Source organism: Robinsoniella sp., from assembly GCF_034124845.1.
This window is the reverse complement of record NZ_JAWYAJ010000545.1, coordinates 375-13,419: the sequence shown is the minus strand read 5'-3', so window position 1 is coordinate 13,419 and position 13,045 is coordinate 375. Positions and strand designations below refer to the sequence as shown.

The following is a 13,045-nucleotide window of genomic DNA, read 5'->3' as shown; positions in this document are numbered from 1 at the left end:
AATTTATAAGCATACATTAAAGGAGGATATTTTCATGTCAAATTGTAGTTCCTGTTTCAGCTGCAACACCTGCAAAAGTGCAGACAAACCTTTGGAGGCTTTTATTAAGACATTACCTATGGAGACATCTCATCACAGGGTTGAATCCCAGTCTACAAAATGCGGTTTTGGACTGCAGGGCGTCTGTTGCCGTCTCTGTGCCAACGGACCCTGCAGAATTACACCGAAATCTCCAAGAGGTATCTGTGGTGCAGATGCGGATACCATTGTTACCAGGAATTTCTTAAGGGCTGTGGCAGCAGGAAGCGGATGTTATATCCATGTTGTGGAAAATACGGCGCTGAATCTTAAGAATACAGCTCTTGCAAAGGGTAAGATCCGTTCAGAAGCTTCCCTTCGGAATTTAGCTGAAGTACTTGGTATCGAAGGTGAAGATGTATATGATCTGGCAGTAAACGTTGCCGATGCAGTATTGGCTGATCTCTACAAACCGGAATATGTACAGATGGAATTAATTGAGAAACTGGCTTACAGCAAACGCCTTGACGCATGGAAAGCACTTGGAATTATGCCGGGCGGATCCAAGTCAGAAGTATTCTCAGGTGTAGTAAAATGTTCCACGAACCTGAATTCCGATCCTATGGATATGCTGGTTCACTGCCTGAAGCTGGGAGTTTCCACCGGTGTATATGGTCTGATGCTTACAAATCTGTTAAATGATATCCTGTTAGGGGAACCGGAAATTCGTTTTGCACCGGTGGGACTTAACGTAATTGACACGGATTATATCAATATTATGATTACCGGACACCAGCACTCCATGTTTACATATATCCAGGACCGTCTGATTGAAGAAGACGTAGTGGCGAAAGCGAAAGCAGTCGGCGCAAAAGGATTTAAACTGGTTGGCTGTACCTGCGTAGGCCAGGATCTTCAGCTTCGTGGTGCACATTATACAGAGATATTTGACGGCCATGCAGGCAATAACTATACAAGTGAAGCAATTCTGGCTACCGGAGGAATTGATGCGGTTCTTTCTGAATTCAACTGTACCCTGCCTGGCATTGAACCTATTTGTGAAGAACTTCAGATTAAGCAGATCTGTATTGATGATGTGGCGAAGAAGAGAAATGCAGAGCTGATTCCATTTAAATTTGAGAGCAGGGTAGAAGACGGGGACCGTATCATCGATGAAATTATTGCGGGATACGTTGCACGCCGCGGCAGCGTGGAAATGAATCTCCTTCCGGAACACGGAAATAAAAATACATTAACCGGCGTCAGCGAAATTTCCCTGAAAAAATTCCTGGGTGATTCCTGGAAGCCATTAATTGACTTAATTGTATCCGGAAAGATCAAAGGTGTGGCTGGCGTTGTAGGATGTTCCAGTGTTGCTTACGGACATGATACTTTAACGGTAGAGCTTACCAAAGAGCTGATTAAAAGAGATATTATTGTCCTTAGTGCTGGATGTTCTTCAGGCGGTATTGAGAACTGCGGACTGATGACACCGGAAGCAGCAGAGCTTGCAGGACCGAACTTAAAAGAAGTATGTAAATCCCTTGGAATTCCTCCGGTATTGAACTTTGGTCCATGCCTTGCTATCGGCAGACTGGAAATGGTGGCAACGGAGCTTGCAAAAGAAATCGGCATTGATATTCCACAGCTTCCACTGGTTTTATCTGCAGCACAGTGGCTGGAAGAGCAGGCGCTTGCAGACGGATGCTTTGGTCTTGCTCTGGGACTGCCCCTTCACCTTGGAGTACCTCCTTTCGTGACCGGAAGTTCACTGGTAACAAAAGTCCTGACAGAAGATATGAAAGCACTGACAGGCGGTCAGGTTATTATTGATGGAGATGCGAAATCATCCGCTGATACTTTGGAGAAAATCATAGAAGAAAAGAGAAGTGCTCTTAATATCTAGAAAGGTGGCGCCTTATGAAACGTATATTTGTAGACGCATCTAAATGTGACGGATGCAAGAACTGCAGCATTGCCTGTATGAATGCCCACCGTAAGACATCTGGTACCATCTATGACCTGTGCCTGACGGACCCGGAAAATGAATCCCGGAACTATATCTATAATGATGGAAAGGGCGGCTATACTCCGGTGTTCTGCCGCCACTGCGATGAGCCGGACTGTGTTGGTGCCTGCATGAGCGGAGCATTGGTGAAAAATCTGAAGACCGGGTTGGTGGATTACGACAGGGATAAATGTGCAGCATGTTATATGTGTGTAATGAACTGTAAATTCGGGGTGCCAAAGCCCGATTATTCTAGAACCTATATGATTAAATGTGATTTCTGTCAGGATAAAGCAGAAGGCCCGTCTTGTGTGGCAGCCTGTCCAAAGCAGGCAATCTTTGTAAAGGAGGTGTAACATATGGAGAGATTTGTAATCGTCGGAGCTGGTGCCGCAGGAATCAAAGCGGCAGAGCGTATCCGAAAAATGGAAGATGATGCGGAAATTACAATGATTTCCATTGATGACCAGGTTCATTCCCGCTGTATGCTGCACAAAGTCCTGGGCAAAGAGCGGACAGAAAAAGGAATTAATTTTGTTCCGGAGAATTTTTTTGAAGTAAACAAAATCCGTTTTATTGATACGGAAGCAGTAACCCAGGTGGATACAAAGAAGCAGGAAATAACGCTGTCCTGTGGAGCATTTGTACCATACGATAAGCTGCTTCTGGCAACCGGATCCTCTTATGTGGTACCGCCGATTCCTCATTTTCGGGAGGCAGATAATGTTTTTGGTTTCCGGGATTTAAGTGACGCAAGGGCAATAAAGGATGCCCTTGATACTTACGGGAAAAATGTATTTATTGTAGGTTCGGGATTGGTTGGACTGGATGCGGCGTCAGCATTGACCCACCTGGGAGCCAAGGTTACCATAGCAGAAATGGCTGACCGTGTAATGCCCCTTCAGACAGATGCTTATGCGGCAAGTGTCTATCAGGCGGCATTTGAAAAGGCGGGATGCAGCTTTAAACTTGGGGTTTCTGCAAATGATTCCGTGGTAGATGACAATGGAAATATCATAGCGGTTCAGCTGTCAAATGGTGAAAGTATCCCCTGTGATTTTATCATTGTGGCAGCAGGAGTCCGCCCAAAGGTGGATTTTCTAAAGGACAGCGGCATTGAAATAGAACGGGGAATCGGGGTAAATGAATTTTTACAAACGAATATTCCAAATGTCTATGCAGCAGGTGATGTGACAGGATTATCCGGTGTATGGCCGGATGCCATGGAGCAGGGAAAAACGGCAGCAATGAATATGTGCGGCGCAGTTCTGGAATATGAGAAACCGTATCCGTTCAAAAATACCAGTAATTTCTATGGAATAACAATGCTGTCCGTGGGTAAACTGGATGATAAAGAAGAAGGCGTTAAGATCTTTACCCAAAAGGGAAAAGGCAGCTATAAGAAAGCCTTTATTAAGGACGGAAAACTTCAGAGCATTCTGATCCAGGGAGATATTTCCAATACCGGTATCTATTTATACCTGATTCGGAAACAGATTCCCCTGGGAGATTTGTCAGAAAAGGTATTTAATTTGTCTTTTGCAGATTTTTATGGGTATAATGAAAATACCGGCGCGTACGAATTTGCTGGATAAATTTTAAAAATATGTTATAATACAGTTTATAGTTTTCAAAAGACTTACATTATTTAAAGGAGGTGAAACAACATGAAAAAATATATTTGCGAACCATGCGGATATGAATATGATCCCGAAATTGGTGATCCAGATGGCGGAATTGCTCCTGGAACAGCATTTGAAGATATTCCAGAAGACTGGGTTTGCCCAATCTGTGGTATGGGAAAAGATGTTTTCGTAGAAGCTGAATAATTTTATTTACAAAAGGTTACTTAGATATGCAAATACCCGCGTATGCTTCATCGCTGCCGGGGAAAGAAAAAGCTGCCACGCAGTACGGAGAAATAGAAAAATGCTCCGTTTCTGATGGCAGCTTTTTCTTAAGATAATCTAAATAAGTGATACAATTACGATGCAATACTGAAGAGTTTATAAATTTTTCCAGTAAAAGTTGCTTTTTGGTGTAGAAAGTTTTATAATGAAATGGATTATAAGGTGAAATCTGGTAATACTTATAATTGAGGAAAATTAAGGAGGAATAAATAATGAAGAGGATATCATTGTTTTTTGCAGCATTATTGGTTACGGTATCTTTAGCAGGATGCGGCGATAAAGATAAGGAAACAGAACCGCAGACACTGGCAGTGACCGAAGCTCCGACTACAGCACAGACGGAGACTCAGACACAGACTACAGAACCGCAGACAGAAAGCAGCACGGATAAGACAAGAGAATTAAACGGACTCGTGACAGGGGTGACAGCGGATTCCGTTGATATTCAGACAGCAAGGGGCAAGAAGCTTACATTTACAACAACAGGCGCACAGGTGCAGACAACGGCAGAGCTGAAGGTTGGTAGCCAGATTACCATCCTGTACAAAGGCAAAGTAGTGGACACAGATACATCGGGAGCAAAGGTATCTGGCATAAAAGACATGGATGCAAGCGCTGAGAAGATTACGGAAGGTGAGCCAATTGTATCAGAAACAGCTGATCCGAATGCAACCGGAGGAACATTAAACGGAACAATTTCTGACATTACCGGAGAAAGAATTGTAATTCTTGGTGATGACGGAGATTCCTATTATTTTACACATGACAAATGTAAAATGGTACTTGGAAATGGTATTCAGGATACAAATTATGTATCAGTAAAATTCACAGGCGATGTATATGGTCCGGAAATTGTACCGGCGGTAGAGATTACCGACAATACAACAAATTCAGCGCCACAGACGGAGAACAGTACGAAAGTAACAGGAACTATTACAGCTGTTACAATGAGCACCCTTTCTATTTCAGCAGATGATGGACAAGAGTTAACATTTACCATCACAGGAGTTCCGGTAAATATCACGGGAGGCCTGATGGTTGGCGAAACAGTTGGCATTAACTACACAGGTGATGTAAGCAGTGCTAAGGTTACATCGATTACCGATACCACCGGCGGCAGCGCCAGTACAGATGCAGGAAGCAACAATGCAGAGACAAATGCGAATACAGATTCAAGTGCTTCTTCCGAATCAAACGCAACAACCGAGTCTAATGCATCAGATGCAGGACAAGGTGAAAATAATAATGCAGATGTGAATGCTGCACAGTAGTAAGAATGATTTTCAGACAAGCTCTGGTACAATAGATACCTGCTGTACCGGATTGGTTGATGATTTAAAGGGGAATATGCATGGGGCATCTGAGCATATTCCCTTATTTTATTTTTGGTAATAAAGTCTGTTTCAAACTATAAGGAAAATGAAATTACAGGAGGAAAAAATAGATGTCAGTATTATTTGTAGAATATCCAAAATGCACTACTTGCCAGAAAGCAAAGAAGTGGCTGAAAGAACATCAGGTGGAATTTGAAGACCGCCATATAAAAGAAGAAGATCCAAAAGCTGCAGAGCTTAAAGAATGGCATTGCAGAAGCGGACTACCTTTAAAACGGTTTTTTAATACAAGCGGTATGGTCTATAAGGAATTGAATCTGAAAGAAAGAATCCCGCAAATGAGTGAAGAAGAACAATATGAGATACTAGCAACCGATGGAATGCTGGTTAAGAGACCGCTGGTAGTAGGGGATGATTTTGTACTGGTTGGTTTTAAAGAAAAAGATTGGGAGGAAAAACTGGTTTAATAATAGAGCGGTATTTGCCGTGCCAGTTACAGAAGATGAAGAAAGAGCGGAATAACGGTGCAGTTAAGGCTGTGATTTTTGATATGGACGGATTGATGTTTGATACGGAAAGGCTGGCAGCAGACGGTTGGAAATATGCAGGGGGTATTCTGGGATTTGAAATTGATGACGAGAAGCTATCACAGACCCGTGGAAGAAATGTGGCAGATGCCAGAAATCTTTTCTTTGAATGGTATGGAGAGCAGGTGGATTACGATGAGGCACGCAGTCTTCGGTGTGAATATCTAAACGGCTGGCTGAATCAGTACGGAATGCCTATGAAAGATGGATTGACAGAGCTTTTAGCATATCTAAAGGAAAAAGGGTATAAAAGAGCTTTGGCCACATCCACCCACCGGAACACGGTGGAATGGTACTTTGAACTGGCTGGGCTGCCTATGGATTTTGATGCAGTTGTCTGCGGTGATGAAGTAGAATATAGCAAACCGGCACCGGATGTTTTTTTGTTGGCTGCAAAAAAGCTGGATACAGATCCGGAAATGTGCCTGGTTTTAGAAGACAGTCCGAATGGAATCCGGGCGGGAGCAAGTGCCGGCTGTAAAGTAGTCATGGTACCGGATCTGGACCGGCCTACGGAAGAAATAGAGAAAAAATGTTTGAAAATATGTGAAAATCTCAGAGATGTGAAGGAGGTTTTGAAGTCAGTTTAATTATAATAAAACGAAATAAAGAAGTGCGGTCACATGAGAAAAATAAAAATGAAAACTTGATGGAAATATGTGACTAAAACTATTGACAAATTTACCAACTTAAGGCATCATAGTAGTATGAATTAAGGAGAAGTCTGTCGAAAAAACAATTGTTTGTAGATGACGAGCAGTTGTTTTTTTAAACTCTAAATATGGTAAATTATGGAGTAAATCAACAGACTTTTTCCAAAACATATTATGAGGAAGGAGAATATAATGAAGAGAGTATTGGCAGGTTTTTTAGCCATGATTCTTCTGTTTACAAGTGTTGATGTAACAGCATTTGCAGCAGAGAATGAAAAGGATACTGCAGCTGGCACAAAAGGTAACGGTGATATTAGCGTAGTCCTGGATCTCAGCTATCCGGAAGCGTTGAATACCGTTCAGCAAAAAGATATAAAAGCGCAGCTGCTGAATGGATCTGGAAGTGTTTTGGCTGAAATTGAATTAGGTGAAAAAACAGAGGATGAAAAAGGTTTTACTATATTAGAAGACCATAATGGTGTCGCAAAAATGGAGGCGCTGAATAGTTTCGGGGTTCCGATCACTACAGAGTCTGAGGTAAATTATTACAATGTCAGTTTTACCAATTTACCAAATAACAGCGATTACCAGATTGCATTAAAGGGAAAGGGGTACAAATCCTACCTGTCTGATAAAATTGCACTGAAAGATTTCTCTAAAAAAATTGTACTGGATACAAAGAGCCAGGCATTTACCATGGGAGATGTAAATGGTGACGGTGCTGTAAATGACAAGGATTTGGCAGTAGTAGAGACTGCATTAGGGACACAAAATATTGCAGCAGGTTCTAAAGATGCTGCAGCAGATTTAAATTGCGATGGTATCGTTGACATCAAGGATATTGCATTGGTGAACCGTAACCGCAGTGCAGTAGGACAGGCAGTATTATATGATACGGAAGTCATTGCAGCGGCAGTGGCAACAATGAAGGATCTGCCTGAGGATGTGACTGTAACTACAGGTGCTGCAGAAGATATTCTGAAACCAAACTCCGCACCGGTAACATTTGAAACAAGTGAAGGTAAGAATCTGAGTATTCCGGTGTCATTTGAACAGCCCGTACAGATGGAACAGATTGAGATCGCATCTCCATCTTCCTCCGGCGCAATTGAAGCGGGAGTGGCAACGGTAGATTACGAAGAGAATGGTAAGATCTATACGGAGAAATTTGAATTTTCCAACGAAGTACCCCAGGGAGTACATGCCATCGAAACAAGAGAAGGCAGAAGCACGGTTGTCATCAATCTGGGAGCACGGGTAGCGGTGAAGAAAGTAACGATTACCGTAACCAAGGTAGCAAATGAAGAAGGCAAGCCTACCTATGCGGTAGTGGAAGAAATTAAATTCTTAAAAGATATTGTTCCGGCTAATCCTACCAATGACAGTGCTGTTCCAAAGAATGTCCAGGCGGCAGAAGATAATGAAACTGTCACATTAACATGGAAAGCAGTAGATAATGTAACCGGATATATGGTGAAATACGGTTTGGAATCCGGAAAATATACCGACCAGGTATCCGTAGAAGGAACTACGGCAGAGATAAAAGGGTTAGAAAATGATGTTACATATTATTTTGTCGTATATGCAGTGAACGGCGATTGGAAAGGTCCGGCATCACAGGAAATAGCGGCTACGCCGAAGCCAAAGACACCGCCTTCACCTCCGGATAATTTAAAGGTTGCTTCCGGTGATAATTCCCTGAAGGCAAGCTGGGGTAAGACGAAGAATGCGGAAACGTATAGTGTCTATTATAAGCTGGCGGACAGTACGGGCAATTATGTGAAAGCAAAGAGCGGGTTAACAGCAACAAGTTATGTAATACCAAATTTGATTAATGATAAAGAATATCAAGTTTATGTTACAGCCAGCAACGCAGTGGGTGAGAGTGGAAAATCTCTGATATCAACCGGCATACCGAAAAGAGAAGAAATAGTTCCACCGGTAATTCCAACTTTAAATAGAATTTCCAATGATAATGTTTCGAAGATCAGTATGACTGCATCCTGGAATGTAGATCCGGCTTACCAGGGAACATTTAAGGTGTGGGATGTTTTAGATGGAGATTATTTTACTCACTGGACGGCAAATGTTTGGTATCAGAGCAGAGAATTTGTCTTCGAATTTAAAGAACCGAAAACCATGGATTATGTGGTCTATGTGCCAAGGCTTGATGGAATATATAAGAAGAATATAGCTACATATAACATTAGAGTCTGGGATAGTAATGGCAAGGAGACGAAACTGGCAAGTAATTTACCACTAAAGGGAAATCCGGGTACCACAGGTTTTGCAGTATTAACATTCCCCAAAACCGAAGATATAAAGAAAATTGGGGTTGAAGTCGGGCAATATACCGGTTCCGGGAATGTTTCTCTGTCTGAGATTGCATTCTACGATTATTCCGGTATTAATGAAAAAGTAGAAGCACTTTTTGCAAATAAGAGTTTCACGAAGCTTGCAGATGGAGTAACGAAAGGTCAGATTGATGAACTGGAAGCATTACTTAAAGACACTACAGGATATTATGTTGATCAAGATATTCTGTTGGATGAAATATCTATTGCCAGGGCGTTACTGAATAACGATGCATCTAAATTAGGAAAGATAATTGATGGTGTTGATTCCAGAGACACGACCGGAAACTTAAAGAAGATCAATTCATTCCAGCCATTAGGTGTTGTTGCAAATGCAGGAAAACAAATTGTAATCTACGCAGATATACCGGAAGGTGAAACGGTTACGATAACACCCACACAGTATTTTGCAGAAGCTTCTTCATGGGCGGGCAGCGAGATTCGATTGACCAGTGGAAGAAATGTGATTAAGATCCCACAGCTTATGTCAATTAATGCAGAAAAGGGTGGTTCGCTTTATCTGCAGTATTCCGGGCATAATGAGAATGAGATTAAGCTGCAGGTTCGGGGTGAGTATACAAGTTTCCCAGTACTTGAGCTGTCAGATTGGGAAAGTATGAATGAAGAGCAGAGAAGGACGGCTATTGCAAGCTATATTACTGAATTAGAAGCTTACACCAGTACCATACCTGCCAAAAACGTTACAACCAATATTAAAAATAGCACAGAAATTTCATTACCGAACGTATTATTATCACTACCGGCAGTTCCTGTACGTGATGCGGTTAAAAGTTCAGTGGAAACATTGGAGCAAAAAGTAGATAAGCTGTACAATAATGTACTTGCATGGGATGAACTCCTGAATGTATTATATACGACCCATGGTGTAGACAATATGAAAGCTGAACGATCCAGAGTTAATATTCGCTATATGCGTATGTTTGCAGGAGCATTTATGTATGCAAGCGGTTCCCATATCGGAATTGGGTATGGTTCTACCGGAGCACTTGCTCAGGGCAGGCCAACCAGTGTGACCGGAGAAGGAAAGTCTAATGCACTTTACGGATGGGGTATCGCACATGAAATCGGACATCAGATGGATACATTAGGAAAAGCAGAAACTACGAATAATATTTATTCCCTGTTTGGACAGACCCATGACGGAGGTCAGAATGCTCTTCCTTCCAGACTGGAAACAAGTAATAAGTACGAAAAAATATTTGAAAAAACTTCAATTGGAGCAGTAGGTTTACCAAATGATGTGTTTGTTGGACTTGGAATGTACTGGCAGCTGCATCTGGCATATGACCTGGGAGCAGATGATAATTTCTATAACCTGGTGAACAAGGCTTACCGTGAGAAAAAGGGAAGCGGATTCTCGGGTGACCAGAGATTTGCAGTGGTAGCAAGTGATATCGCGCAGAAAGATTTGACAGAGTTCTTTGAGCACGGGGGAATTGTGCTGAGTGATGAAGCCAAAGCAGAAATGGGTCAATATGAGAAAGAAAGCCGTAAGATTTATTATCTCAATGATCAGTCCAGAAGAGAAGCGATGGCGGGCAGTACGCCGGTTAGCGGAAGTATTGAAGTAAACGCTTCGATTGATCAGAAAACAGCTACGGTTACCGTATCCGGGCTTACACCTGAAGATCCTATGGTACAGGGCTATGAGATCAGCAGAAATGGAAAGGGTATTGGATTTACGAAGGATACTACTTTTACGGATCTGATTGGTTCCATGAATAACCGAGAAGTTACGTATTCCGTAAAAGCTATTGATGTACTCGGAAATGTGATTGCTGAGGCAAAATCACCTTCTATTAAGATACAACATGATAATCTGGTACCTCGTGAGTCATGGAGCTATAAGATTGATGAGGACGGTTCTATTATTGTAACAATGAAAGATGAGAATATCTCCATTGCAGGTATCAAAATAAAAGGACAGGCTACACAGAAAAATGCCACATCTGAAGAAGTTTCTGAAGCAGTTACAGAAGCGAAAGCCAAGATGGTGAAGAACAATTCTTTACCGGAATTGAAAGCAGCTCTTTCCGATTCAGGCAAATCTGAGGAGACGCAGACACAGGCGGATCGCAATTCGGAAGCAGTTACAGCAGCATGGAAGGAAGCAAATACAGAATCCAATGCAGAATCCAATGCAGAATCTTATACAGAAAGATATACAGAATTAAATACAGAAACAGATACACAAACAGATGTACAAACAGAATTAGAAACAGAACCAGTAACGGAAAAGGTTACAGAAGAAGTAACGGAACAGGCACCGAAATATGAACGTGCCAGGGCAGCCGGTAAGCTTACGGTTTCTGTCAGCGAAGATGGTATCCAGTACAAGGATATTAAGGTATTTGATCAGGACGTAGTTGGATCTACGGATCAGACATATCTCTTTGAAAGAGAAGACGGCAGAATTGACACCTATGATGAGAAATATATCAGGATTACCAATTTACCGGATGATCTGACCATGGATGACATTGATTTTATGTCTTATCCGGGTGATGATATTGAAATCAGTGAAACTGCTATCGGTTATCTGGAAAGCGATTACCAGTATGGTGAGGCAGAAGAAGATGTCATTAAGGCAGGTACTTTAATTGTGACAGGTACCTATCGTGGAGATCCGGTCTATAATACCATTTTACTGCAGGGCAGATTTAACAATGTTGATAACAGTAAAGACGACAGCAGTATTGAATTAGTAGAAAGACCGATGAACGGTGTATCATTACTCTTTGCGGAAGAGCCAAAAGAAGGAGATATGACAACGATCAATAATGGTTTCTGGATCTTTATACCTGATGTACAAAAAGAAGCGGCACTCACAGAGGGTGTATGTGGAAATAGTGTACTTCCGGCTGAAATCCAGGCTGTAATGTATCGTACAGACGATCCGAACAACGCGGATAGCAAACGTCTCGTAAGCAATACCTTATGGATACAATCTCCAACGGAAGAAACTATGCCGAATATCAGGCTGGAGTCCGATGGAGCAGATGGAGGGATGAACAATTGAGGAAGATAGGAACGGTTAAGGTTCTCTTGGGGGTATTGGCACTTATGCTGCTATACTCCATGACAGCCCTGGCAGCATCAGAGAAGCCTGGAATAAAGTTGTCCGTTACAGACACTGCCAATGAATGGGCAGTTGAGTTGGAAAATTTGGACAGCGTGGCATATTCCGTACAATTTGACATTATTGTAAATGAAAAAGCCGAAGGTAGCATGGAGTGGGACGATACGTCCCCCTCCACCTACCACAAGATGATCAGAAAAGAAGATGGAAGTAAAACAATCTTCACTTTTTATGTAGACCGCCTGTCAGAAATATCTACAACAGGTAAGGTTAAATTAGGAGCATTAAAGTTAACAAACCCATCGGAAAACATAAAGTTTTCCACAAACGGTGAGATCACAACCCTGGATGCAAAGCTCAATGCAACTAAGGTAACAGGTGCGGAGCTTGCATTAGTGGATCACGTGTGGAACAGTGAATTTACAGTGGATAAAGCAGCTACCTGCACTACGGAAGGTGAAAAATCCATTCATTGTACAACCTGTAGTACCAGAAAAGAGATCACGGTGATTCCGAAATTGGAGCATAAATATGGTGACTGGAAAGTGACAGAAGCAACCTGTACAGAAGCCGGAAGCCGTACAAAGACCTGCAGTGTTTGCGGAGATGTAGTAACGGAAGCAATTCCAGCATTAGGACACGACTGGGAAAAAGAATTCACGGTAGATAAAGCCGCAAGCTGTACAGAAAAAGGTGAAAAGTCCATTCATTGTACGAGATGCGATGTGAGAGATCAAGTTACAGAGATTCCTGCATTGGAGCATAAATACGGGGACTGGAAAGTGAAAACAGAAGCAACCTGTACAGAAGCGGGAAGCCGTACAAAGACTTGCAGTGTGTGTGGTGATGTAGTAACGGAAGCAATTCCAGCATTGGGACATGACTGGGAAAAAGAATTCACGGTAGATAAGGCCGCAAGCTGTACAGAAAATGGTGAAAAGTCCATTCATTGTACGAGATGCGATGTGAGAGACCAAGTTACAGAGATTCCTGCATCCGAGCATAAATACGGAGACTGGACAGTGTCAGAAGCAACCTGTACAGAAGCGGGAAGCCGTACAAAGACTTGCAGTGTGTGTGG

The 13,045-nt window shown here is 42.3% G+C and carries 8 protein-coding genes and 1 pseudogene; all 9 read left to right on the top strand.

Going from position 1 to position 13,045, the window contains the following annotated elements; translation table 11 throughout:
• Nucleotides 1-34: 34 nt before the first annotated feature.
• On the top strand, nt 35-1,924 hold the full coding sequence (gene cooS, locus ACH2DQ_RS27130) for an anaerobic carbon-monoxide dehydrogenase catalytic subunit (RefSeq protein ID WP_394914886.1): 1,890 nt from the start codon (nt 35-37) through the stop codon (nt 1,922-1,924).
• A gap of 14 nt (nt 1,925-1,938) precedes the next feature.
• A complete protein-coding gene (locus tag ACH2DQ_RS27125; RefSeq protein ID WP_394914887.1) occupies nt 1,939-2,382 on the top strand; it encodes a 4Fe-4S dicluster domain-containing protein in 444 nt (147 codons plus the stop codon).
• A gap of 3 nt (nt 2,383-2,385) precedes the next feature.
• Complete coding sequence (locus ACH2DQ_RS27120; RefSeq protein WP_394914888.1) at nt 2,386-3,621, top strand: NAD(P)/FAD-dependent oxidoreductase; 1,236 nt, start codon at nt 2,386-2,388, stop codon at nt 3,619-3,621.
• A gap of 72 nt (nt 3,622-3,693) precedes the next feature.
• Complete coding sequence (rd, locus tag ACH2DQ_RS27115; protein ID WP_394914889.1) at nt 3,694-3,855, top strand: rubredoxin; 162 nt, start codon at nt 3,694-3,696, stop codon at nt 3,853-3,855.
• 293 nt (nt 3,856-4,148) lie between these two features.
• Nucleotides 4,149-5,207, top strand: a complete 1,059-nt coding sequence (locus tag ACH2DQ_RS27110; RefSeq protein WP_394914890.1) for a hypothetical protein — start codon at nt 4,149-4,151, stop codon at nt 5,205-5,207.
• A gap of 173 nt (nt 5,208-5,380) precedes the next feature.
• A complete protein-coding gene (locus tag ACH2DQ_RS27105) occupies nt 5,381-5,737 on the top strand; it encodes an arsenate reductase family protein (protein ID WP_394914891.1) in 357 nt (118 codons plus the stop codon).
• 35 nt (nt 5,738-5,772) lie between these two features.
• Complete coding sequence (locus tag ACH2DQ_RS27100; protein WP_394914892.1) at nt 5,773-6,447, top strand: HAD family hydrolase; 675 nt, start codon at nt 5,773-5,775, stop codon at nt 6,445-6,447.
• A 255-nt stretch (nt 6,448-6,702) separates the two neighbouring features.
• Nucleotides 6,703-11,904 (top strand): fibronectin type III domain-containing protein, encoded by a 5,202-nt coding sequence (locus ACH2DQ_RS27095; protein WP_395028689.1) that lies wholly within the window; start codon nt 6,703-6,705, stop codon nt 11,902-11,904.
• Nucleotides 11,901-13,045, top strand: a pseudogene (locus ACH2DQ_RS27090) (hypothetical protein); the annotation flags it as partial. The gene ACH2DQ_RS27095 and the pseudogene ACH2DQ_RS27090, both read left to right, overlap by 4 nt.